Source organism: Luteibacter anthropi, assembly GCF_011759365.1.
Taxonomy (GTDB): Bacteria; Pseudomonadota; Gammaproteobacteria; order Xanthomonadales; family Rhodanobacteraceae; genus Luteibacter; species Luteibacter anthropi.
Window position 1 is genome coordinate 487,503 of record NZ_JAARLZ010000001.1, and the last position, 21,987, is coordinate 509,489.

Annotated in this window: 22 protein-coding genes and 1 tRNA gene; 6 read left to right on the forward strand and 17 right to left on the reverse strand. The window is 63.0% G+C overall.

Features of this window, described 5'->3' with window-relative positions:
- Window positions 1-160: 160 nt before the first annotated feature.
- From HBF25_RS02015 to HBF25_RS02040, 6 genes are all read right to left on the reverse strand, one after another.
- Window positions 161-793 (reverse strand): Mov34/MPN/PAD-1 family protein, encoded by a 633-nt coding sequence (locus HBF25_RS02015; RefSeq protein WP_166946060.1) that lies wholly within the window; start codon window positions 791-793, stop codon window positions 161-163.
- A complete protein-coding gene (locus tag HBF25_RS22610; protein WP_166946062.1) occupies window positions 754-1,395 on the reverse strand; it encodes a ubiquitin-conjugating enzyme E2 in 642 nt (213 codons plus the stop codon). The genes HBF25_RS02015 and HBF25_RS22610 overlap by 40 nt, the downstream gene beginning before the upstream one ends.
- A 251-nt stretch (window positions 1,396-1,646) precedes the next feature.
- Window positions 1,647-2,774 carry a ThiF family adenylyltransferase gene (locus HBF25_RS02025; protein ID WP_166946064.1) on the reverse strand — a complete coding sequence of 376 codons (1,128 nt, stop codon included), beginning with the start codon at window positions 2,772-2,774 and terminating at the stop codon, window positions 1,647-1,649.
- A complete protein-coding gene (locus HBF25_RS22615; RefSeq protein ID WP_166946066.1) occupies window positions 2,774-3,028 on the reverse strand; it encodes a J domain-containing protein in 255 nt (84 codons plus the stop codon). Before HBF25_RS22615 ends, HBF25_RS02025 begins: the two co-directional genes overlap by 1 nt.
- Window positions 3,028-3,777 carry a hypothetical protein gene (locus HBF25_RS02035; RefSeq protein WP_166946068.1) on the reverse strand — a complete coding sequence of 250 codons (750 nt, stop codon included), beginning with the start codon at window positions 3,775-3,777 and terminating at the stop codon, window positions 3,028-3,030. The genes HBF25_RS22615 and HBF25_RS02035 overlap by 1 nt, the downstream gene beginning before the upstream one ends.
- A 454-nt stretch (window positions 3,778-4,231) precedes the next feature.
- Window positions 4,232-4,307: transfer RNA gene (locus HBF25_RS02040), tRNA-Ile, on the reverse strand.
- 320 nt (window positions 4,308-4,627) lie between these two features.
- Here HBF25_RS02040 and HBF25_RS02045 point away from each other — a divergent pair.
- The 3 genes from HBF25_RS02045 to HBF25_RS02055 all read left to right on the forward strand — a co-directional run bounded on the left by HBF25_RS02045 (window position 4,628) and on the right by HBF25_RS02055 (window position 6,702).
- The gene (locus HBF25_RS02045) at window positions 4,628-4,891 is read left to right on the forward strand and encodes a helix-turn-helix domain-containing protein (protein ID WP_166946069.1); all 264 of its coding nucleotides are present in this window, start codon (window positions 4,628-4,630) and stop codon (window positions 4,889-4,891) included.
- Between the two features lie 210 nt (window positions 4,892-5,101).
- On the forward strand, window positions 5,102-6,391 hold the full coding sequence (locus HBF25_RS02050) for a type II toxin-antitoxin system HipA family toxin (protein ID WP_166946071.1): 1,290 nt from the start codon (window positions 5,102-5,104) through the stop codon (window positions 6,389-6,391).
- Window positions 6,392-6,393: 2 nt separating this feature from the next.
- Entirely contained in the window at window positions 6,394-6,702 is a 309-nt protein-coding gene (locus HBF25_RS02055) for a helix-turn-helix domain-containing protein (protein WP_166946073.1), read from the forward strand.
- Between the two features lie 79 nt (window positions 6,703-6,781).
- On the opposite strand, the gene rpoD is transcribed toward HBF25_RS02055, so the two are convergent.
- Complete coding sequence (rpoD, locus tag HBF25_RS02060; RefSeq protein WP_166946075.1) at window positions 6,782-8,650, reverse strand: RNA polymerase sigma factor RpoD; 1,869 nt, start codon at window positions 8,648-8,650, stop codon at window positions 6,782-6,784.
- 178 nt (window positions 8,651-8,828) lie between these two features.
- On the reverse strand, window positions 8,829-9,269 hold the full coding sequence (dtd, locus tag HBF25_RS02065) for a D-aminoacyl-tRNA deacylase (RefSeq protein WP_166946077.1): 441 nt from the start codon (window positions 9,267-9,269) through the stop codon (window positions 8,829-8,831).
- Window positions 9,270-9,431: 162 nt separating this feature from the next.
- Here dtd and HBF25_RS02070 point away from each other — a divergent pair, with 162 nt between their 5' ends.
- A complete protein-coding gene (locus HBF25_RS02070) occupies window positions 9,432-10,340 on the forward strand; it encodes an LpxL/LpxP family acyltransferase (RefSeq protein ID WP_166946078.1) in 909 nt (302 codons plus the stop codon).
- Here HBF25_RS02070 and HBF25_RS02075 read toward each other — a convergent pair.
- From HBF25_RS02075 to HBF25_RS02090, 4 genes are all read right to left on the reverse strand, one after another.
- Entirely contained in the window at window positions 10,315-10,638 is a 324-nt protein-coding gene (locus HBF25_RS02075; RefSeq protein WP_166946080.1) for a hypothetical protein, read from the reverse strand. The genes HBF25_RS02070 and HBF25_RS02075 overlap by 26 nt on opposite strands.
- A complete protein-coding gene (locus HBF25_RS02080; RefSeq protein ID WP_166946082.1) occupies window positions 10,635-12,578 on the reverse strand; it encodes an ArnT family glycosyltransferase in 1,944 nt (647 codons plus the stop codon). Before HBF25_RS02080 ends, HBF25_RS02075 begins: the two co-directional genes overlap by 4 nt.
- 109 nt (window positions 12,579-12,687) lie before the next feature.
- Window positions 12,688-13,719: a CDP-glycerol glycerophosphotransferase family protein gene (locus HBF25_RS02085; protein ID WP_166946084.1), complete on the reverse strand. Its 1,032-nt coding sequence runs from the start codon at window positions 13,717-13,719 to the stop codon at window positions 12,688-12,690.
- On the reverse strand, window positions 13,716-14,549 hold the full coding sequence (locus HBF25_RS02090; protein ID WP_166946086.1) for a glycosyltransferase family 2 protein: 834 nt from the start codon (window positions 14,547-14,549) through the stop codon (window positions 13,716-13,718). The genes HBF25_RS02085 and HBF25_RS02090 overlap by 4 nt, the downstream gene beginning before the upstream one ends.
- Before the next feature lie 60 nt (window positions 14,550-14,609).
- Here HBF25_RS02090 and HBF25_RS02095 point away from each other — a divergent pair, with 60 nt between their 5' ends.
- A complete protein-coding gene (locus tag HBF25_RS02095; protein WP_166946088.1) occupies window positions 14,610-15,449 on the forward strand; it encodes a glycosyltransferase family 2 protein in 840 nt (279 codons plus the stop codon).
- On the opposite strand, the gene HBF25_RS02100 is transcribed toward HBF25_RS02095, so the two are convergent.
- The 5 genes from HBF25_RS02100 to def all read right to left on the reverse strand — a co-directional run bounded on the left by HBF25_RS02100 (window position 15,432) and on the right by def (window position 20,601).
- Complete coding sequence (locus HBF25_RS02100) at window positions 15,432-16,427, reverse strand: glycosyltransferase (protein ID WP_166946090.1); 996 nt, start codon at window positions 16,425-16,427, stop codon at window positions 15,432-15,434. The genes HBF25_RS02095 and HBF25_RS02100 overlap by 18 nt on opposite strands.
- The gene (locus HBF25_RS02105) at window positions 16,427-17,701 is read right to left on the reverse strand and encodes an O-antigen ligase family protein (protein ID WP_166946092.1); all 1,275 of its coding nucleotides are present in this window, start codon (window positions 17,699-17,701) and stop codon (window positions 16,427-16,429) included. The genes HBF25_RS02100 and HBF25_RS02105 overlap by 1 nt, the downstream gene beginning before the upstream one ends.
- A 142-nt stretch (window positions 17,702-17,843) precedes the next feature.
- Window positions 17,844-19,154, reverse strand: a complete 1,311-nt coding sequence (gene rsmB, locus HBF25_RS02110; protein WP_166946094.1) for a 16S rRNA (cytosine(967)-C(5))-methyltransferase RsmB — start codon at window positions 19,152-19,154, stop codon at window positions 17,844-17,846.
- Window positions 19,151-20,095 (reverse strand): methionyl-tRNA formyltransferase, encoded by a 945-nt coding sequence (gene fmt / locus HBF25_RS02115; protein ID WP_208392368.1) that lies wholly within the window; start codon window positions 20,093-20,095, stop codon window positions 19,151-19,153. Before fmt ends, rsmB begins: the two co-directional genes overlap by 4 nt.
- Before the next feature lie 2 nt (window positions 20,096-20,097).
- Complete coding sequence (def, locus tag HBF25_RS02120; RefSeq protein ID WP_166946096.1) at window positions 20,098-20,601, reverse strand: peptide deformylase; 504 nt, start codon at window positions 20,599-20,601, stop codon at window positions 20,098-20,100.
- 205 nt (window positions 20,602-20,806) lie between these two features.
- Here def and HBF25_RS02125 point away from each other — a divergent pair, with 205 nt between their 5' ends.
- Window positions 20,807-21,961, forward strand: coding sequence for a LysM peptidoglycan-binding domain-containing protein (locus HBF25_RS02125; protein ID WP_166946098.1), 1,155 nt, complete (start codon window positions 20,807-20,809; stop codon window positions 21,959-21,961).
- Window positions 21,962-21,987: the final 26 nt, after the last annotated feature.

A 21,987-nucleotide genomic window follows, 5' to 3' on the forward strand; every position in this document is an offset into this window, starting at 1 on the left:
ATCAGGTAGCCATGCAATCTGGGCTAGAGAAGCGATTTGCGGATCGCGCCGCCAAAAGTGCAACCGTCGATCGCTAAAGTTCGCCGTCCGGCATAGACATCCCTCGGTTAAAGATCAGCTACCCTTCGCATCACGAGCCACATGCTTCTCACGCCTTCGACTAGCCTGGTCCTGCGTTCACACGTGAGAAGATCGCCGCCTGTACGTGGAAAACACTTTCCTCGAAAAGTTGAAAGGATTCTGCCCCCAAAAAAAAGGCATGCTCGCTCCGGACGGGATCAACTACGTACCCGAGTGAGTACGGATGAAAGAAAAAATCTCTTTGTGTCTTGCGATCTGTTCCACTAAAGAAAGCGCCGAGATTGGGGTGGCTGTGGAACCAGCCAACCACAAGCAAACCCGAATCCGTGTGTTCTCGAGCCATATCCCAAACTGACGGCCCCATCTGCAAGGAAACGGTAGTGCCGATGTATTCGTGTGATGGCGCCGCCTTTGATACGACGACAAGCGGGTAAGGAATTGCGGTCGTCCCTTCGCATGGAATAAAAGCGTGTCCGAGAAGCAAGCCACCACTCTCCTCCCTTCGAGCAGACACGTGATGCTGAATGATTGACCTCGCCTCGTCGTTGAACAAAACAACCGGCGCTCTTAAGAGCAGCGCGGTGATAGACATTGCATCGAGAATAGGGAGCTTAGCCAACGCATCCGCCAGCTTGGCTGCACCCGAGTCAGGCTTAACCGCTTTCCATTGAATCATGTTTGAGCCGAGAACGAATTTTTGCAAGTAGGGCAAGCAACAGTTCCAACCCGACCGGAAGGCAGCCGTATATTTGCTCTGCAATGGGGGCACGAAACTATAACTTTTGCGGTTTGCGATTCAGGATCATCTGTCCATCGCACCGCTGGCTTCTGATTCACCGTCGCCCCCACAAGCGAATCGCTAGGAAAACTCTGCGGATTTGAGTGCTTAGTCCTTAGGTACCAGCGCGCGGCGTCTCCATTGGCTGCCGATGCAACATTGATGATTGAGTCGTCAAACGACAAAATCTTGAACAACCGTTGCGCAAGCAAGTCAAGATACTCGGTAGCGATCCACTTTGAGCCTAAACATACTCGCCCGCTCGTGTAGATGTTCGGGTTAAAAACCTTCGTTCTCACTGAAATCGAAGGTTCCTCAAACGGGTAGCGTGAGCTCAGTTGTATGATGGCATCAACCTCTGACAAGGATTTCACCGGATACCTATCATCGCCTGCGGTTCTCACCTGATACCGCAATGAAATCTGAGAAATCGGGTGCCCAGAGCACTCAATAACACGAATCCGACCACTGGTCGCTTGCTCGAGTTGCTTGAGCTTTCGTACATCCTCATCTCGGCGCGCGTTGAATGCGTTCATAGCTCACTTAGCCTGCGACAAGCAGGGGCTGGACTTCAAGAATGTCGCCACTCTGAACTCCCTGTACATCGAGTGCCACAGCAGGTTGAACTGCCTTCGACAGTCGAGTATTGACTAGCGAGTAGTCCGTATCCTTGGGCAGGGCCCAATTGTCCACCGCGGCCTGAATAACGTCCGCACCCGTATGGGATCCCGGAAGCGAAACCTCTGCTTTCCGGGTCTGGTCTGCGGTTCGAATTATTACACTGACCTCACTCATGCTCTTCTCCGTCGTACAACTCAATCAAGATTTGGGTGTCGCTCTCTTGCATTGATACAAACTTTCCAGGAAGTTTCATTCCCCGAAACTCGGCGAGTTCCTCTATTGTAAATTGGTCTCGAATCAGCGCCAGTCGATGCTTAAGCCCACATCTGCGACAACTCGTGTCTGCGTCCGAAAACTCTGAAGCCAATGCGAATACAAGTTCTCGACCTTCCTCACAACTAGGATCTGCAGACGTCTCCCATGAAACCAAGACGGGATCGCTGAGCGTAATCGGCGATCGAAGGGAATCCACGCCGCCTAAAAGTAGGTTGTCGATGTTTCTGCTTGCCCTAATTGTGACCCGCTCTTTCCCATGAGTCGAACAGCACGCGCACATTGGGCTCTTGGATAGGCTCATCGAAGAGCTGGTATGGGAGATTGAGTCCAGGAAGATACGTCGAGCCCCCGGCGCCGCATCCTCTCTAAACGAATACAAAAAGAGCGATGTGGCCAGAGCGCCGGCATAACTAGCGGTTATCGCTGTTGTCGGAACCTTCTTCTCTTCGAAAGCAATCTTCTTCAACCAGCCACATGAAAATCTTTCGCCTATCCGTTGGTAGACCGATGGTGGCAAATTGCACTCGTAGCATGCGGTTTCAGGGTGCCTAAGAAATGGGAAAATCTCTGCAGAGACAGCTCTCGAGTCAATGCCAGCGTTGATTAGGTCGACACCCAAAAGACTGCATAGCTGATTTATTCGGATTCTCGCGAAGAAGCCATCAACGCATGAGAACACCACGGTGGAGCTACGTAGTCGCGAAAAATCGACAGCATTCCAAACGTCACCGACTAGAAACTCTACTGTACAGTTAGGATCCAGCTTTTTGGTCGCGGCTGCAGCTACCTCGGCTTTATACCTCCCAACATCTTCCTCAGAGAAAAGTGCACTCCGCGTCAAGTTGTGGAGCTCAATTCGATCAAAGTCAACAATGGTGATCGCGCCAACGCCCAAAAGCGCCAAGTTCTTTATCACCTCGTTACCAACGGCTCCTGCGCCTATAACCAATGCACGAGTGGAGCGAAGATGCTCTTGATCAAACCAATCGATGAGATCGTGTCTAAGGTATCGGTCCATCACATTCCCCGAATTCGACAAATCCGCTCATAGGCGGTGTTGACGATCTTTACGACCTCCTGAGCATGTAAGCGGACAAATTCATCCTGTTTGTCAGGATGGTATGCGCGAACCCTCTTTCGGTAGGCCAACCTTATCTCCTCATCACTCGCTGAGGCGTTTACTCCAAGTACTGAGAATGGGTCGCGATCGAGTTGCTTGCTTAGCTCGGCGATCCGGTCCTTGTAAGTGCTAGAAATATTGCGCCACTTCATCAGGAGACACTCAAGATCATGGCGGGATCGTCAACAATGATTTCGGGTCCGAAGGTCCTATCGTTAATGAGGAGGCCGCGGACAGTAATGGTCTTGCCCGCGTAGGCCTTCAGTTTCTGTGCGCCACCGATCTTTGCAACGCCGCCACGGAACGCAACCATCTTCAATCCCTTCGTCCACGATTTGGCCTCGAACATTACAGCGTAATCCGTTCCCCTTCGGCTTTGCTTAACTTCGTGGACAAAACCAGTGAACGTCACCACCTGTCCTATGTGGTCGCGATAGTTGCTCAATGTGATCGCGTCCGGAATGTGGTTCCGAGCACTTGCATTCGATTCGCCACCGCCGTATCGCCTTAGCTGGGAGCTGCCGCACACCATGCACTTGGAGGCGTTCGCTTCACGAAGGACCGCCATGCTCGCTTCTTGGTAGAAGACATGGCAGCTGCCACATTCGAAGATCGGCAGAGAAGGTTTGAGGCGTTGGCCTGTAAAAGCATCATTGATGCCGCTGAGGTCTTTGCTCGCATCTGTCCTAGGCGCCGACTTGGGACCGAAGTCAATTGGCTTTGTCGCCGCTTTTGCCGCCGGTCGATATGTATCCGTCGCGGGAGGCTTGGTACGGGGCAGAGGAGTTTGACTATGAGCGGAGGAAGGCCGGGCAGCGTCATTCCGGGGTTGGCGATTCTTTCTAGAGCTCAGCCAGCCGACGATGACCCAAAAGACCACGAGACCAATGAGAATTTCCAAGCGCTTCCTGCCCCTATTCCAAAACTCTGACCACGTCGCGGACGGATCGGACCAGGCTAGAGGGTAAGCCAGTTCCGTGATGGAATAAATCGCAAAATGTATACATGTGATAGGCGCCATCGGCACGCCAGCACGCCAAGCGCGATGCGAGGTTCCTTTCTCTACATCGAGAAAGTAAGGGCGTGGCGGAACAGATTTACGATGGTTCGCGGGAATACCCACACGCCGGTCCCTGCCCGCGCGTGGCGTCTGCGCCTTCGATGGGCATATAAGGTCTTCTGTCGTCGGCGCGGCCGCTCCGGACATGGGCATCGGCCCACGGAGTCTGCCTTCCGGATAACGTATGCCGATGTGATCAGTGATCACCGGCCCCTTTATGCTTTCAGAACATCATAAGTTGGCCAATCAGGCCAATTATTCCTTTCAGAACAGGGGCTCGTGAAATAAATTCATTTGGTGGGCCCACCAGGACTCGAACCTGGAACCAAAGGATTATGAGTCCTCTGCTCTAACCATTGAGCTATAGGCCCTTGCGGAGCGGGGAGTGTAGCGAAGCCGTGCTTTCTCGCCCAGCCTGATACAGGTGCTTCTGGCATTTATGGCGTTGGTACTTGGGTGGAGGGCGCATGAATCCACCTTGGATTGTCCGATTCATTTCTCATTCTTTGGGATATTCCCTATGAATGTAAGGATTTGGCTGGCGGGTTCTACGCTGAGAGTCAATTTCCTTTCGTTCGTGAGGATTTTGGATGCATCTACGTGCTAACCGCTCATATTCCTTATGATCGTAAGGAATTCATCGGCTATCGTGAGGCGCAGCCATTAATCCGCACGAACACGAGGAATTGGGATGAAGATCCGACTGAACTCCGCCAGGGAGCTGGGTCCCCTGGTCAGGGGAGCCCGTAAGGCTCAGGGTCTGCGCCAGGACGCCACGGCGGAAGGCATCGGAGTGAGCGAGAACTTCCTCGCCAAGGTCGAGCGGGGCGGCGAAAGCGTCCAGTGGGGCAAGTTGTTCGACGTACTGAACGAATTGGGCCTTTATGTCGAGATCGATGTGCCGGAAGCGGCCGTATCCATGGCGCAGAGGCGCCAGCGGGAAACTCCACGATGAGTGACGCGGTCATTCCCGCTCCACGCTCTAAGGTGAGTCGTACTGCCTGCGTACGACCGCTTATGTCGTGATCAAGGAGATGGTGGACCGCATGCTACGGACTTAGCGATAAGGAGGGGGCGTGGGTGAGGTCAGGGCTCGCCTACTTAGGCAGTATAATATGCGTTATACGGAAAGATCCTGGCCTTATTGTGATATAAAAGTGCCTAAATGACCCATTTGGCCCACATTGAAATCTGGATGGACGGCGTCTGGCGGGAGGCGGCGGTCGTTTCTCTGCGCGATCCGTCCGAACGTGGGTGGGAGGCGGGTACAGATGTCGGCTATGGGTTGATCTATCTATTCGACTTCATGGGCCGGAACGATGCGGCCGCCGTGGGGGTCAATGCGCCCGTGGCGCTGCAAACCTACACCCAAAGCACCTGGCCGCCTTACCTGATCGATCTCTTGCCCCAGGGGTTCGGGCGACAGCGGCTGCTTCGGCAGATGGGCTTGCCTGAAACCGCAGGGGCATCGGCCGACTGGGCGCTGTTGTCCGTGGGTGCGGGCAACCCTGTCGGCAACGTGCGCATCCGCGAGGCCGCCGAGCGCTTTGGGCGCCATGTAGTGGATGACCGGACGGGATTCGCCTGGGATGAGATCGTCGCTCGCGATGGCAACTTCATCGACTACCTGGCGGCCCATGGAATGTTTATCGGTGGCTCGTCGGGGGTGCAGGGCGAGTGGCCCAAGCTGCTCCTGGCCGAGGGACGTGATGGTCTGTTCTACCTCGATCATGCACTGCCTGATGACGAGGTGGCGAAACACTGGCTGGTGAAGTTCGCGGTCGGGACGCATGCGGCCACGGTGTCGATCCTTCGACAGGAAGCGCTCTACATGGTGCTGGCCCGAAAGCTTGGCCTTCATGTATACGGCGAACTGCGTTATGCCCCGGGCGTGCTCTTTGTTCCCCGCTTTGATCGCGAGGTCGAAGGCGGGCGCGTCACGCGCCATGCTCAGGAGAGCGCGGCGTCGCTATGCGAAGTTCCCGGGTTCGGCGTGGCGCCGTCGCACAATGAAGTCTGCCGACGACTGGGCAACGTCTGCACGGAACCGCTTCGGGACATTGCCGAGTACCTTCGTCGTGACGTGGCGAACGTCGCCCTGGGCAACAAGGACAACCACGCGCGCAACACGGCTATCCAGCGCCGTGCCGATGGCTTCATCGGCCTGACGCCCTTGTTTGATTTCGCGCCGATGATGCTGCACCCGGACGGTATTGCGCGACGCATGCGCTGGGCGGAAGACGATCTTGGCCATCCCGTGTGGCGTAGCGCCGTACGTCAGGCTGCCGAGGCGGGCGGCGTTCCCGAGGAGCCTTTGCTTGACGCGCTCACTGGCATGTTGCCGGCCCTTAAGGCGTTGCGTGCGAACGCGCTTGCGCTTGGCGTGGATGAGGCGGTGATGGACATGCAGCGCGCGACAATCGAGAACGTCGTGCGCCAGATCGAGGCGTTCTGATCGTGGACAAGCGCTTCCATCCCATGTCGGCGAGCGAGCAACTCGAAGTGCGGCTGGCCTTGCTTGAGGACATCGAGGGCCATCCCGATCGTCCGGTGGCCGATACCATCCGGTTCATACGCACCACACTGCGTCTGACGATCGCCGAGTACGCGAAGCTGTGCGGCGTCTCGGCGCGAGGGCTTGCCGATATCGAGCGTGGCCTCACGAGCCCCACGCTGGATACCGTGGCGAAGCTGCTGAAGCCCATGGGCCTGCGAGTAGGTGTCATGACGCGAAAGCAGATGGATCGTTCCGGAGGCACCGGGTAAACCCCGGTACCCTGGCTCCGACAAAAAGAAAACGCCCGCTTGCGCGGGCGTTTCTTCATCTACTTTTCGTCGCTACCGATCAATCGATATCAAGGAACGAGCGCAGCGTCTCCGAGCGGCTCGGGTGACGCAGCTTGCGCAGGGCCTTGGCTTCGATCTGGCGGATGCGCTCGCGGGTAACGTCGAACTGCTTGCCGACTTCTTCCAGCGTGTGATCCGTGTTCATGTCGATGCCGAAGCGCATGCGCAGCACCTTGGCTTCACGCGGGGTGAGGCCAGCGAGCACGTCGCGCACGGTTTCCATGAGGCCCGTTTCCGTCGCCGACTCGACCGGCGAGCTGGCGTTGGTGTCCTCGATGAAATCGCCAAGGTGGGAATCCTCGTCGTCGCCGATGGGGGTTTCCATGGAGATCGGCTCCTTCGCGATCTTCAGTACCTTGCGGATCTTGTCCTCGGGCATCTCCATTTCCTTGGCCAGTTCTTCCGGCGTCGGCTCGCGGCCGAACTGCTGGAGCATCTGGCGGGAGATGCGGTTGAGCTTGTTGATCGTCTCGATCATGTGCACCGGGATACGGATGGTGCGTGCCTGGTCGGCGATCGAGCGCGTGATGGCCTGGCGGATCCACCAGGTGGCGTACGTGGAGAACTTGTAGCCACGGCGGTATTCGAACTTGTCCACGGCCTTCATCAGGCCGATGTTGCCTTCCTGGATGAGGTCGAGGAACTGCAGGCCGCGGTTGGTGTACTTCTTGGCGATGGAGATGACCAGGCGCAGGTTGGCCTCGACCATTTCCTTCTTGGCGCGACGGGCCTTGGCCTCGCCCACCGACATGGCGCGGTTGATTTCCTTGATGTCGGTCAGCGGCAGGTACAGGGTGCGCTCGATGGAGGCGAGCTTTTCCTGTTCTGCGTCGATCGCTTCGCGGAAGTTCTTGATGTTCGGCGACCACTTCTGGCGCTTGCGCGACAGGTCGGCGGCCCACTCGAGGTTGCCCTCGTTGGACGGGAAGCTCTTCAGGAACTCGGCGCGCGGCATCTTCACCTGCTTGACGAAGATGTCCATGAGGATGCGCTCGTGGTGACGGATGTCGTTCACCACTTCGCGCAGCTTGCGCACGAAGCTGTCGATCAGGGCCGACGGCAGCTTGAGGTTGAGGAAGGCTTCCGACATCTGCTCGCGGATCTTCGCGACCTTCTTGTCGGCGATCTCGGCCTTGGGCGCGGACTTCTGGAACTTGCCGTGCAGCGAGCGCAGTTCTTCCATGCGGCGCTTCACTTCTTCCGGATCCGGACCGCTCGGGCCTTCGTCTTCGTCGGTGCCGGAGGCATCGACGCCATCGTCGTCGTCGTCTTCGGAGTCGGCGTCGGCAACTTCGGCCGGGTTGGCCGCGGCGGCCGCCTGGGCCTGGTCCTCGGCGGCTTCCAGGTCGGCGAAGCCGGCCAGGATCTCGCTGAGGCGGCGCTTGCCTTCCAGGTGCTGGTCGTACTCTTCGAGCAGGAGCTGGATGGTGAGCGGGAAGGACGACAGCGCGGTCTGGACCTGGTTGAGGCCTTCTTCGATGCGCTTGGCGATGGCGATTTCGCCTTCGCGGGTCAGCAGCTCCACGGTGCCCATTTCGCGCATGTACATGCGGACCGGGTCGGTGGTGCGGCCCACCTCCGAGTCGACGGCAGACAGCAGCGCCACGGCTTCTTCGGCCGCGGATTCGTCATCCGAGGCGGAGCCGGGGGCGGCGCCGTCGCTGATGGTGTCGGTGTCCGGGGCGGAATCATGGACTTCGATGCCGACGCCCTTGAGCACCGCCATGATGTCTTCGATCTGCTCCGGATCGACGATGTCGTCGGGGAGGTGATCGTTGATTTCCGCGTAGGTCAGGTAGCCCTGCTCCAGGCCTTTGGAAATGAGCTGCTTGATTTCCGACTGTTGCTCGTGAGCTTTATTAGTCATGCCGACCGCCGCGGGGGTTACAGGAACCGATCAGTATAGTCATTTGATGATTTTTTGACCAGTTTTCAAGTGGATCGGCCTCATCGGGGGTACGCAAAAATCGCGCCAGAACGGCCATTTGGGCCAAACGGACACGATCCGGTGAGGAGGAAGGGGCCTTTCGCCCCATGGGATGACCTCAGCGCACCTCCAGACGGAAGGTGACCGGGCCATCGTTGATCAGGTGAACCTTCATATGGGCCCCGAACCGGCCGGTTTCCACCCCGGGGTGGGCTTTCCGGGCCAGGGCGACCAGGTGATCGAACCATCGCAGGCCTTCTTCGGGCGGGGCGGCGCTGGTGAAGCTGGGGCGCATGCCCTTGCGGGTGTCGGCGGCCAGGGTGAACTGGCTCACCAGCAGCAGGCCGCCGCCCGTGTCGTTCAGGCTCAGGTTCATCTTGCCCTCCGCGTCGGAGAACACCCGGTAGCCGAGCAGGCGCTCCAGCATGCGCTGGCACTGGGCTTCGCCGTCGCCGGGCTCCACCGCCACGAGCGCAAGCAGGCCGGCGCCAATGGCGCCCACGGTCTCGTCGTCCACATCGACTCGCGCGGATTCGACGCGCTGGATCAGTGCAATCATGGAAATCCGTAGCGGCTGATGGCGCCATAGCTTAAGGGAGGAACGCGCCCCGGGCGATTCGGTTCACAGCGGCCTGGATGCCCGGGGTGGTCATTCGTTCAATAAAACGCGCTGCGCTGCCTGCGCCCCACTTCCCGGCGCCCTTCTCCTAAACTTCCCCGGATGCGTCCGGATATCTACCTCCTCTATCTCCTGCTGCGCCTCGTCAGCTTCCTGCCCCTGCGTACGATCCACGCGGCCGGCGCCTGGATCGGCCGGCGCTCGCTGGCCTCGCGCTCGCGCAGCGCGCGCTACACGGCGGTGAACCTCAAGCTCACCCGTCCGGAACTGACGGAAGCGGCGCGTGCCGCCCTGCTCAGGGAGACGATGGAAGACTCCGGGCGCTCGGTGACCGAAGTAGCCGCCATCTGGGGCGGTGGTGCCGAGACATCGCTCGGGCTCGTGCGTGAGGTGGTCGGTGGTGAGTTGTTCGAGGCGGCGCTGGCTTCGGGCAAGGGCGTCATCATCGCCGCGCCGCACCTGGGCTGCTGGGAGCTGCTGAACTACTGGCTGTGCAGCAAGACGCCCATGGCGATCCTGTATCGGCCGCCGCGCATCGAGGCCATCGAGGCCCTGCTGCGCAAGGTGCGCGGCAAGCTGGCGCCGGAACAGGTGCGTGCCGAGGGCGCGGGGGTGCGCACGCTGTTCAAGCGCCTGGGTGCCGGTGGCACGGTGGGGATACTGCCAGACCAGAAGCCGCGCGAGGGCGAAGGCGAGTTTGCGCCGTTCTTCGGAGTGGATGCGCTGACCATGGTGCTCTTGCCACGGCTTGCCGCGCGCACCGGGGCCACGGTGCTTTTCAGCTTCGCCGAGCGGCTGCCGGAGGGCCGGGGCTTTCGCATCCATGTACTGCCCGCGCCCGAAGGCATCGACAGCACCGACCTCAAGCTGGCCTGCGCGGCGCTGAACCGTGGCGTGGAGCAGTGCGTGGAGCGCGCCTTCACGCAGTACCAGTGGCACTACAAGCGCTATACCGCCTACGACCGTGCCGACCCCTACCGGACGATCAACCCTTTCGCGCCAGGCGATTGAGGAAGACGGTCATTTCCTTTTCGGCCTGCTTGTCGCCGCGTGCCGCGGCGGCTTCGATGCCCTTGCGCCACGCATCGGCGGCGCCGGCTTCGTCGTCTTTCGCCAGCAGGGCCTTGCCCAGCAGCTTCCACGCCGCCGAATAGGCCGGGTCGAACACCAGGGCCTCGCGGAAGGCGTGCGAAGCCTCCAGATACTGTCCCTCGCCGAGCAGCGCGTTGCCGATGGAAAAGCGCAGCAGGGCCCCGTCGCGGGGGCCGCCGATCTGCGCACGCAGGCGTTCGACGAGGGGATCGCTCATCGCAGTGCCGTCCGCGTCCGCCAGTATTCCTGTGGATACAGCAGGGTGGGCTGCTTCGGCTCCGATGGTTCACGGCCGCTTTGCAGTGCTTCCAGCGTGTCCGCGTCCCAGATCATCAGCCAGCCGGTGCGCGAGGGCTGGATCAGGCGGGCGTAGCGGAAGGCCTCGGCCGGCGGGTGCTTGGCGTAGGAGACGATCAGGCCGTCGGGGTGATGGCGGGCGAAGTCTTCCAGGCTGTCGCCGTCATGCACTTCGTCGTCGTCATCGTCGTCGGCGGGATTGGACATGCCCGGGACGTTGTTGATCCGCGCGATGGGATGCATCAACCGGCCGGCGAAGTGGTACTGGCCGTTGTATTCCGTGCCGAGGTTGCCGATGGGGCGACCGGCGGCGTCCGCCTGAGCGAGGTAGGCCGAGGCGGGGGCGAGATCGTAGCGGTACCACAGGCCCATGGTGAACAGTGCGTTGAGCGCCACGGTGCCGATGAGGCCTGCGAAGGCCAGGCGGCGCATCTCGCCGCGACCGCGCAGCAGGAGCAGGGCGCCCAGCACCACGAAGATCACGGCGAAGAAGCGGGCATACGGCGCCATGCTGGTGAGCCACATGTTGTCCGCAAAGCGCGCCGGCACCACCGACGGCATCGCGAACAGGCCGATCGCCAGCAGGAAGGCGCCGAGCGACAGCGGCCAGGTGCCCAGAGCGTAGTGCGAGGCCATGCCCTTGTGGCGTTCGCGCAGGTCGGCCACGGAGGCGGCCACCAGCATCGTCACGCCGGCCAGCTCGGGCAGCAGGTAGTAAAGCTGCTTGCCGCTGATGAGCGAGAAGACGAGCAGGCCCGGGAACAGCCACGCGATGAGGAAGCGCAGGCCGGTTTCCAGCGGCTGGCGCATCAGCGCGACGAACAGCGGCACGAAGGCGAGGATGACCAGCGCCTGCTCGATGCGTGTATTGAAGTGGGCGAACGCTGCGGAGATCAGCAGCAACACCAGCGAGGCCACCGTGATCCACACGGCGATGCCGGTGCCCGGTCGCCAGGGCTTGCGCAGCAGTGCCGTGGGCAGCGCCACGATGCCGCGCAGCCATCCGCTGAGCGGGAACGCGATCACCGGCAGGAACATCAGGTAATACCAGGCCGGGCGGGCGTGGTTCTGCAGGCCGTGGGTGTGTTTGTCGACGACACGGCCGGCGGTCTGGGTGAAGAACAGGCGCTGGCGGTAGGCCTCGCCGCCCGCTTCTCCGGCCGGAAGCGCCCAGGCCAGCAAAATCGCGAAGCCGAGCAGCAGGCCCAGCATGCCGAAGCCATACCAGCGGGCCTTGTTCTGTCGCGCCCAGTCGTTCCACAGCGGGCCGAACAGCAATGGGAAGATCACGTGCACGATCATCACCGGGCCCTTGGTAAGCAGGCCGGCGCCGATGAGGAGGCCGAACAGCCACCAGCGCGGTTGCGCGCGCGTGGCCGTGGGCGTGAGGCAGACAAGCGCGGCCAGCACCCAGACGACGAGCAGCACCTCGTACATGATCTGCAGGCCGAACAGGAACGAGTACGACAGCGCCATCAACAGCCACGGCGTGGCCTTGGCTACCCAGGGGCGCCCCGGGAACAGCCGGCTGGCGAGCACGGAGGCCAGCACCAGCTGGGCACCGCCGAAGATGACTTCGAGTACGCGTGGCCACACGTCGCTGACGCCGAATACGGCCCAGCCGGCGTGGATCAGCCAGAACAGCAGCGGCACCTTCTCGCTGTATGGCTCGCCGTTGATATGCGGCACCAGCCAGTGGCCATGCGCCCACATTTCCCAGGCCACGGCCAGAGTGCGCGTGGAGAACATCGGCATGGGGCCGTGCGCGAAGATGGCAAGCAGGGCCATGGCTGTCCACAGGGGCAGCCATGGCCATAGGGCACGAAGGTGTTCCGAGCGGGTATAGGCGCTGTAGGACAAGGGCGTCGTCACCGTTAAAAGATCATGAACAGTCTAACGTGTCATGCCCGGTTTGGCTGACTGCAGTCCTACCGCTTACCCCGTGGTGGAAGCGTGCAGAGGCATTGGTTCAGGCCGGTCCCCAATACCCGATGCGCTTGCGGATCTTCAGCTTTCGCCACAGGTTGAGCGGCTTGCGGCGCCGGTTACGCGCACCTTCGGCAATGAAGGCGTCGATGGCGTCGAGCACGCGCTCGCTGGAGCGGCCATCGCGATAGGGATGGATCGCATTGGCGTAATCATCGATGGCCTGCATCAGCTCGGGCGGACGCGACAGCGCGCGCTCGATGGCCGGCTCGAACTGCGCCGGATCGTCGATGTCGATCAGCTGTGGGCCGGGGCGACGGTTCTTGAAGGTGACCACCGGCTTGCCGGTGAGCAGGAACTCGTTCAGCGCGGAAGATGTGTCGGAGCACATCATGTCCGCCTCGCTGAACAGTTCAAGGATGTTGTCGTTGTCCGCGAAGCGCAGGTAGTCGTTTTCCAGCGCACGGAACCTGGCCGTCGTCTCCGGGTTCATCTTCGGGTGGAAGGTGACGACGAAACGATAGCGGCCATCGCGCGACAGCTCACGCACCTTGTCGTAGAGGATTTCCGCGGCACTCCACGAAGGCGAGAAGGTGGAGTGGTAGAGGATCACCGGCGGCTTGCGCACGTCGGGCACCGGGCGCCGTCCCATGTCGCCCATGTACGGGTCGAGCTTGGGCCAGCCGGTTTCCTTCACGGCGAAATGGCCGAGCTGTGCGGCGATCTCGCCGAATGACTTCGTGTCGCGCGGGCCGGTGGTGCAGTACAGGTCGAAGAAGCCGCGGATATAGATGTGGCGCGGCTTGCCGGCATCGAAACCGTGGAAGGTTTCCACCTTCACACCCGGGAAGAAATGCGGCACCGCGTTGCTGGAGGTGACCACCGCGATGGGGTTGTAGCGACGTACTTCCTCGGTGGTGCGCAGCCAGACTTCACCGTCCACCAGGTCTTCGCCACCGGGGCCGTCGAAGAACCAGGCGGCCTCGTGGCCGCGCGCGCGGATGGCGTCCTGCAGCGGGCGCAGGATGGCCAGGGCGTAGCGTTCCGATCCGTAGAGGAGGTAGTGCTTCTTCATGTCGTGGTGTCCGAGCCCCGGTCGAGTCCGTGGCGATGCAGGGCGGTGGCGGCCGAGTCGCGGGAGACCGGGTTGTGCCGCATTTCGTAGTAGCGCATGCGCTTGTAGACGGCGTAGCTGGCGGCCGTCTGCGCAATGATGAAACCGCGCCAGCCGTCGAGGAAGGCGAGGCGGAAGAAGTAGTCCTTGATGAAGGCCAGCCAGAACACGAACGGGGTCTGCCACATGCGCGTGGATTTGCCCTTGTCGTACCAGTCGCGGCACTTCAGCTCGGAATAGCGCAGCACCTTCAGCTGCTTCTCGACGAGGCTGGGGTTGTTCACGTGGTCGAAGGGCGCGCGCAAGGTGCGCGAGGCGCCCTCGAAGCGCAGCGATTCATGCACGCGGGCGTCGGTCCAGCGGGCGCGGTCGCGGTGCCACAGGCGGGCCATCTTCTCGCCCATGGCCGGGCGGTACCAGCGCATGGGGCGGCCCATGTAGATGGTGCGCCGGCGCAGGTACGCCGCGGCATCGCCGCTGGCCTGGATGGCCGGCAGGGCGGCTTCCAGTTCGGCGGCCAGTTCGGGCGAGAGGAATTCATCGGCATCCAGCGCCAGCAGCCATTCATGGCTGGCCTGGGTGGTGGCGAAATTGCGCTGGGGGCCGAAGCCCAGCCAGTCCTGGTGGACCACGCGGGCGCCGTGGGCCTTTGCGATGGCCACGGTATCGTCGGTGCTGCCGCTGTCCACCACCACCTTCTCGGCGGCAAAGGGCACGCTGTCCAGGCAACGGGCGATCGTATGCGCCTCGTTGTAGGTGATAACGACTAGGGTCAGGGGGAGGCTCGCCATCGGCGAAGTCTAACCGAATCGCTCCCGGGCCCGGACGGAAACGGCTATTCTTCGGCGATCATGCGCATCTCCGTCGCCATCCTCACCTATAACTGGCCCCTTGCCCTGGAGCGCGTGCTCGAAGGCCTGGCTCGTCAGACCCGCCTGCCCGACGAGGTCATCGTCTCCGACGATGGCTCGCGTGCCGAGACACGCCAGATGATCGAGCGCGTGGCGGCCAGCTTCCCGATGCGGCTGGTCCACCTGTGGCAGCCGGACGACGGCGCCCGGATGAGCCGGGCCCGCAACCGGGCCATTGCCGCGGCCACCGGTGACTACATCATCCTGCTCGATGGCGACATGGTGGCCGAACCGCACTTCGTGGCCGACCACGAGGCCTTCGCCATGAAGGGCTGCTACGTGCAGGGCTCGCGCGTGCTCAGCGATGAGCCGCTTACGCAACGCATGCTGGCCGACGGCTCGGTGAGAGCCACGTTCTTCTCCCCGGGTATCGAGCGACGCCGGCATACGTTGCGCCTGCCGTGGCTGGCGCGCCTGTACGCGAAGCCGGGTCGCAAGACGCGTGGCATCAAGAGCTGCAACATGGGTTTCTGGCGCGACGACCTGCTGGCGCTGAACGGCTTCAACGAAACCATGACCGGCTGGGGTCGCGAGGACACCGAGCTGGTGCACCGGGCGTATCACATGGGGTTGCAGCGTCGCGAGATGCGTTTCAGCGGGCTGGCCACGCACCTGTACCACCGCACGCGCAAGAACATCATCGACAACCCGAACGACCGCATCCTCGACGACACCCGCCGGCGCAAGCTGGTGCGCAGCGAGCTGGGCCTCGATCAGTATCTTGCCGAATTCGCCACGCCGCCGCCCGATGTGCGGGCCGGATCAGTCAAACGAGTCTAGCGCCGCACCGAGGCGTGCCGGGAAGGCAATCTGGTTGGTGAGATACCACGCCCGGGCGTTGGCGCCGAGGGTGCGTTGCTCGTCATCGCCCATGGCAAGGGCGCGCTCGATGGCCTGTTCGAGTGCGGCTTCATCCACATGCCAGGTGCGTGCGAGATGGTAGGCCTCGCCTTCGCGGGCCGCTACCGGGATACCTCGGTTCTCGTTGATCATCTGGTTCATGGGCGCGCCATCGCAGGCGATCACCACCGCCGCGCAGCTCATCGCCTCCACCAGGTAATGTCCCCAGCCTTCGGTCTGCGACAGGCACAGGTGAAAGGTATGCTCGTTCTGCAGCCGCTGCACATCTTCATCGGACAACCGTTCGCGGACGATGCGCAGGTTGGAGGCACCGCCGTCATCCTCGGCCGAAGGGCCGGCTCGCAGCACGGTGAGCAGTGGCCATTCGGGATGGCGCTTCCACACCTCCACCAGCGTGGCGGTGCCCTTCAGGTGGCTGGAGCCTGCGGCATGCAGGAACGACCGTGGCTTGCGTGCCACGGTGGGGTCGTGACGATCACGGCTGCGGAACCCGATTTCGATGGCCCGGAGTCCGCGGGACTCGAAGATGCGCGTGGCTTCGTGTGTCTTGGTGAGCAGTGCATCGTAGCGGGGCAGGTAACGCAGGCTGCGCGAGGAAACCCACTCGGGGTTCGGCATCAGCAGGTTGAGATCGGCCAGGCCGAAGCTGGCAGGGCGTACGTGTTCGAGCGAGAGGTTCACGTCGAAGCGGGCGGGGCGCTTTCCGAAGCTGAGCCATGAGCGCAGTTGCATGCGTGCACGCATGCCGCGAAGGCGCCATGCGCCGTCGTGCCGGCGTGAGCCCAGGCGAGTGACGGTGACCTCGTGACCCAGGTCGCGTAAGGCTTTCTCGACCACGTCGATGTCGTGGGAAAGGCCGCGCTGGTTGTCCCAGGCGAGCAGGTGTACGCGAGCCATTACGCCGCCGCTCCCCTCGGCAGGGCGACACGCACCGGGCGTGCCGTTGCGAGCATGAAACCGAGCGTGAGGAAGAGGTAGACCGAATGCGGCATGGCCCGGTAGAAGACGTTGTCGGTCATGGCGGAAAGGGCATAAACGATGACCAGGGCGAGGCCGCCCGTAGCCAGCGTGGCCGTCCATTCGTCCGGGCTGTCGACGCGTCTTGCGAAGTGAACGACGGGCAGGACGAACAGCAGCAGAATGATGACCAGCAGCGGAAGGCCTCCGGCTGCGGCGGCCTCCAGGTATTCGTTGTGGGGGTGGTCGTACTTGGCGATGGTTTCAGAGGCCTCGCCCCGCGCGATGCGGGCCCGCGAATAGACGCCGAACTGATCCAGGCCGACGCCGGCGATCGGATGCTCGCTGAAGGCGGCCAGCGCACCCTCCCACATGGCAAGGCGTTCCCGCACCGGACCGGCCGTGTTGTCCTTGCTGAAGGTGGATATTTCGCCGCTGACTTCGCCGAAGCGGTGAATGACCTTGTGGTCGAGCACGGTCGTGGTACCGGCGACACCCACGGCGAGGATGCCGATGAAGACCAGCGCGCCACGCCAGTGGCCCGTGCGTCGCACATGAATGGCGATGACGACGAGCAAGGCCGGCACGAAGGCGATCATCGGCCCACGGCTCTGCGTGAGGATGGCGCCATAGGCGCCCACACCGACGGCGACGGCATGCAGCCAGCGCTCGAGGCGCGACACCTCCGGCTGGATAAGCCGGATGACGGAAAACAGCACCATGCACAGCGTGACCATGGTGAATTCGATGGCACTCCATTCGCCACCGCTGATGCCGTAGGCACGTTCGACGCCCATGACATGATGTTGCACGATGCACGAGCCTCCCAGCACAAGCGTCACCAGGGCGAACAGGTTCCAGATGAGGCGCCAGTCCAGGGGAACGGTGAAGACGGCGGCGATGCCCAGGAACAGCAGCGTCTGCGCCGGGAGGTCGAGCTCTCCCCAGCCGAGCTTGTGCCAGGCGATGTTGGCGATGGCGTAGACGAAGCGCAGCAGGCATACCGCGACCATGGCCCCGGCCAGCCGGTAGCGAAGACGGGTGTCCGGCCTGCGCACGAGAAACACGATACCGGTCACCAGCAGGCCCAGCAGAAGCAGCGCCTTCGGCTTGTAGGGTACGGAAACGGCCAGGGGCACGAGGGCGACGAGGGCGCTCAGCAGGACGGTACGCCAGGTGTAACCAGGTTCGGCGGCCGTGGTGGCTGCGGTCATGCGTGTTCTTTCCATCAACGCCCGTCGGGAAAACCGCGGCCACGTGAATGCAGGCAGCCGTACGGTGCCGCCGGAGCCCGGCATGCGGGTCGATGTTACATCACCGGCCTGTCGCTTCGGATGACCATGCCGCTGATCTCGTTCAGTTGGCGCTCTTTTCCAGGAGGGCGTAATACATTCCGTCGAGGTCCCCGTCGCCTGGCAACACCTGCCAGCCGATGGCGGCCGGCTGGCCGGCGGGAAGGGCGACGGCTAGCACCGCTGCATCCGCGTGGTTGCGGAGAAAGGCTTCGATCACCCCTTCGTTTTCACATCGAAGGATTGAGCAGGTGACATAAAGCAGGCGACCGCCCGGGGCGAGCGTCTTCCAGCACGCTGCGAGGATGCGGGACTGTTGCGCCACGAGGGCGGCGATGTCCGCCTCCCTGCGGTGAAGACGGACATCCGGCCGGCGCCGGATGACTCCCGTCGCCGAGCAGGGAGCGTCAATCATGATCCTGTCGAAGGGCTGGTCGTCCCACCATGCACTCGTATCGCCTGCGTCGCCCACGACGACCTCGGCATGCAGGCCCAGCCGGTCGAGGTTCTGGCGGATGCGCGGCGCGCGACGGGCATCGGCTTCCACGGCGAGCAGATGGACATCGGCTCGCTCAAGTGCGTGGCACGCCTTGCCGCCCGGGGCGGCGCAGGCATCCAGCACGCGCTGGCCGTTCGTGAGGGCAAGCAGGTCGGCAGGTACCTGTGCCGCGCCATCCTGTACGGCGAAACGACCTTCGGCAAAGCCCGGCAAGCGGGTGACGTCGGTGCTGTGCGGAAGGACGAGGCCGTCGGCAAGCCAGGGATGAAGTTCGACCTGCTGTCCCGCGGCACGCAGTTCGTCGGCGACGACGGCCCGCTCGGCACGCCGGCGATTCACGCGCAGCATGAGTGGCGGCTCGCGATTGGCCGCCGTCAGCACGTCGTCGGTCTGGTCGGGCCAGTCGCGGGCGATCGCGGCAGCCAGCCAGGCGGGGTGGGCGTGCCGGGTAGCGGGTTCTGCATCCAGGGCGGTAAGCAGGGTCTGGCGCTCGCGCAGCCATCGACGCAGTACGGCATTGGTGAGGCCGGCCAGCCGCGGGCGACGCAGTTCGCGCACGGCTTCCACGGTGGCCGCAACGGCGGCGTATTCGGCCAGTTCGAGGATTTCCAGCTGGACCAGCGCCGTGACCAGCAGGGCGTGGATCACCGGTTCGTTGCGACGGATCGGCTTGTCCAGCAGGCGATCAAGTGCCGCGTCGAAGCGAGGCCACCAGCGGGCGCCTTCGTTGAGCAGTGCGGTGAGCAGGGCGCGGTCGCGTGCGTCGGGCAACCGGGGCAGCGCGCGGTCGGCCACTTCGCGCAGGGAGTGCCCGGACAGGGCGATATCCGCCAGCGCCTGTGCCGCCAGCGCGCGAACGGAAGGAGCCTTGCTCACGAAGCGGCCTTCCGCAGCTCCGGGCGAGCGTTGAGGTAATCGGCTGCACCGATGCGGCGTCCGCCGTCACGCTGTACGGCCAGCAGGCGCAGGGCGCCAGCGCCACAGGCGATATCGATGCCCTCGCGCGACGAGGCGATCACTTCGCCTGGCGTGGCATGGCCTTCGGCTGCGATGGCGCGGGCCGACCAGATGCGCAGGCGCTCGCCGGCCACTTCGGCTTCGGCGACCGGCCAGGGGTCGAAGGCGCGGACCTTGCGCTCCAGTTCAATGGCCGGCCGGGTGAAATCGAGCTTCGCCTCGGTCTTGTCGAGTTTGTGGGCGTATTCGACACCCTCCCCGGCCTGCGTGCGCGGCACCAGCGTCTCACCGTCCATCGTGCGACGCAGGCCCTCGGCAAGAGCTTCGGCACCCAGGGCGGACAACCGGTCGTGCAGGCTGCCGCCGGTTTCGTCGGCGGCGATGGGCGTGCGCCGTTCGACCAGTACCGGGCCGGTGTCGAGGCCGGCTTCCATCTGCATGAGATCGACGCCGCTCTCGGCATCGCCCGCCAGGATCGCGCGCTGGATCGGCGCCGCACCGCGCCAGCGGGGCAGCAGGGAGGCGTGTACGTTCCAGCAGCCCAGGCGCGGGATGGCCAGCACCTTGCGCGGCAGGATCAGCCCGTAGGCCACCACGACCATGAGGTCGGGGGCGTAGGAGGCCAGCTGGTCACGGTCGGCCGAGGCCTTGAAGGATTCTGGCTGTTCCACGGGGATGCCGGCGGCGAGCGCGGCTTCCTTTACCGGACTGGCCGCCAGCTTGCGGCCTCGCCCCGCAGGGCGGTCGGGCTGCGTGTAGACGGCCACGACCTCGGCGCCAGCGGCGCGGCAGGCTTCGAGGCAGGGCACGGCAAAGTCGGGTGTTCCGGCGAACACCACGCGCAGGGGACGAAGGCCCATGCTCAGGCGCTGGCCTTGCGCTGTTTTTCCATCCGCTTCAGCAGCATGCCGCGCTTGAGCGGGGAGAGGTAATCGACGAAGACCTTACCGGCCAGGTGGTCCATCTCGTGCTGGATGCATACGGCCAGCGGACCTTCGGCCTCGACCACGATCTCATTGCCGTTCACGTCGTTCGCCCTGACCTTCACCTTGAGGGCGCGCGTCACGTCGGCATAGATGCCGGGGAACGACAGGCAGCCCTCCTGGTAGACCTGCTGGCCGTCCTTTTCGAGGATCTCGGGATTGATGAGTGCCAGGGCTTCGCTGCGGTCGTCGCTCATGTCGGCTACCAGTACGCGCTGGTGCACGTTGACCTGGGTGGCGGCGAGACCGACGCCGTTGGCGGCATACATGGTTTCGTACATGTCGGCGACGAACTGCTTCAGCGCATCGTCGAACGTGGTGACCGGCGCGGCCTTGGTACGCAGGCGCGGATCGGGGAATTCCAGGATGGTGAGGGTGGACACGGTGTCACCTTGATCGTTGCGTGGCCCACTGCGGCGCCCTTGGCCTGCAAAATGCGGGCAAGTCGGCGAAATCCAAGCAGATGGACCTTGTAGGATGGCCGCCTATTCTACGCGTGAGCGGCAGGCCGGGCGAGCGGCCTGCGTAGTGCGCGCGTGGTCGATTCAGCTAAACTCGCCACAGCACCGGGGAGGGGGAAATCCCACCATGATCAAGAAGTTCGCCATGCTGCTGGGCGGCATGTTTTTTACCGTGGCCGTCTACGCGGCCGCATCCCAGCTGCGCCCCGGGCATCCCGATACCTACACGGTCCGCAAGGGCGACACGTTGTGGGCCATTTCGGCGAAGTTCCTGAGTAAGCCATGGCTTTGGCCTGAAATCTGGCAGGCCAATCCGCAGGTGGGCAACCCGCACCTGATCTATCCCGGCGACGTGCTGAACCTGTCCCTCGATGGCACGAATACGCCGCGCATCAGCCTGGAGCCACGTGTGCGCCCGGAGGGAGAGCCCATTTCGGCCATTCCCCTGGCGAATCTGCGTACCTTCCTCAAGGAACTGAGGGTCATGAGTGCCGACTCAGTCAAGCGCGCGCCCTACTTGGTGGGCTTCGAGGAAAACCGCCTGCGCGCCGCGCCCGGCAACAAGATGTATGCCCGCAAGCTCGACTCGGCACAGCCGGGCCAGCGCTGGGCCATCGTCCGCCCCACCCAGCGTTTCCGCCAGCACGAGGGGCAGGGCCATGTGGATGAACTGACCCGGCCTGGCCAGGGTTCCTTCGTCGCCGACGAACTGGACGACGATGTCACGGCCTATCCCTCGCCCTGGATGGAAGACACCATCCACGATACCCACTGGGGCACCGGCCAGGATCGTGGCGTGGAAGTCTCGGTGATCGGTACGGCCGAAGTGATCGCGACCAAGGGTGACGTGGCCAGCCTGGTACTGGTGGATTCGACGCTCGAAGTCCGCAAGGGCGACCGCCTGATGCCGGTCGACGACAAGCCTTACGACCCGTATTTCTACCCGCATGCGCCGAAATCGATGCCGGCCGATCCGCGTGTGATCGCCTTCAGCGACGCCAAGAATGCCGTCGGCGCCATGCAGGTCGTAGCCATTTCGGCTGGTTCGGCCGACGGCGTCGACAACGGTACGACCTTCACCATCATGGCGCAGGGTGACAGCATCGCCGACGACGTGGGGGGCAACACCTATCGGCGCGACAGCTCGCCGTCGGTCCAGTTGCCCGACGAGTTTGCCGGGCACCTGATGGTCTTCCGCACCTTCGACCATGTCAGCTACGCCCTGGTGATGGACTCGCTCCGCCCGGTTCATCGTGGCGACCGCCTGTCGCTTCCAGAGTGAAGCGCTTCGCCTGCGGGCAAGGCTGA

Excerpts from the sequence above, each read along its gene's own strand:
- HBF25_RS02085 (WP_166946084.1), bottom strand. The coding sequence starts at position 13,719 with ATGAAGAAGCACTACCTCCTCTACGGATCGGAACGCTACGCCCTGGCC.
- HBF25_RS02105 (WP_166946092.1), bottom strand. The coding sequence starts at position 17,701 with ATGACCGCAGCCACCACGGCCGCCGAACCTGGTTACACCTGGCGTACC.
- HBF25_RS02045 (WP_166946069.1), top strand. The coding sequence starts at position 4,628 with ATGAAGATCCGACTGAACTCCGCCAGGGAGCTGGGTCCCCTGGTCAGG.
- HBF25_RS02125 (WP_166946098.1), top strand. The coding sequence starts at position 20,807 with ATGATCAAGAAGTTCGCCATGCTGCTGGGCGGCATGTTTTTTACCGTG.
- HBF25_RS02100 (WP_166946090.1), bottom strand. The coding sequence starts at position 16,427 with ATGGCTCGCGTACACCTGCTCGCCTGGGACAACCAGCGCGGCCTTTCC.
- HBF25_RS22615 (WP_166946066.1), bottom strand. The coding sequence starts at position 3,028 with ATGAAGTGGCGCAATATTTCTAGCACTTACAAGGACCGGATCGCCGAG.
- dtd (WP_166946077.1), bottom strand. The coding sequence starts at position 9,269 with ATGATTGCACTGATCCAGCGCGTCGAATCCGCGCGAGTCGATGTGGAC.
- rpoD (WP_166946075.1), bottom strand. The coding sequence starts at position 8,650 with ATGACTAATAAAGCTCACGAGCAACAGTCGGAAATCAAGCAGCTCATT.
- HBF25_RS02095 (WP_166946088.1), top strand. The coding sequence starts at position 14,610 with ATGCGCATCTCCGTCGCCATCCTCACCTATAACTGGCCCCTTGCCCTG.
- HBF25_RS02050 (WP_166946071.1), top strand. The coding sequence starts at position 5,102 with ATGACCCATTTGGCCCACATTGAAATCTGGATGGACGGCGTCTGGCGG.
- HBF25_RS02075 (WP_166946080.1), bottom strand. The coding sequence starts at position 10,638 with ATGAGCGATCCCCTCGTCGAACGCCTGCGTGCGCAGATCGGCGGCCCC.
- HBF25_RS02070 (WP_166946078.1), top strand. The coding sequence starts at position 9,432 with ATGCGTCCGGATATCTACCTCCTCTATCTCCTGCTGCGCCTCGTCAGC.
- HBF25_RS02025 (WP_166946064.1), bottom strand. The coding sequence starts at position 2,774 with ATGGACCGATACCTTAGACACGATCTCATCGATTGGTTTGATCAAGAG.
- HBF25_RS22610 (WP_166946062.1), bottom strand. The coding sequence starts at position 1,395 with ATGAACGCATTCAACGCGCGCCGAGATGAGGATGTACGAAAGCTCAAG.
- fmt (WP_208392368.1), bottom strand. The coding sequence starts at position 20,095 with ATGGGCCTTCGTCCCCTGCGCGTGGTGTTCGCCGGAACACCCGACTTT.
- HBF25_RS02090 (WP_166946086.1), bottom strand. The coding sequence starts at position 14,549 with ATGGCGAGCCTCCCCCTGACCCTAGTCGTTATCACCTACAACGAGGCG.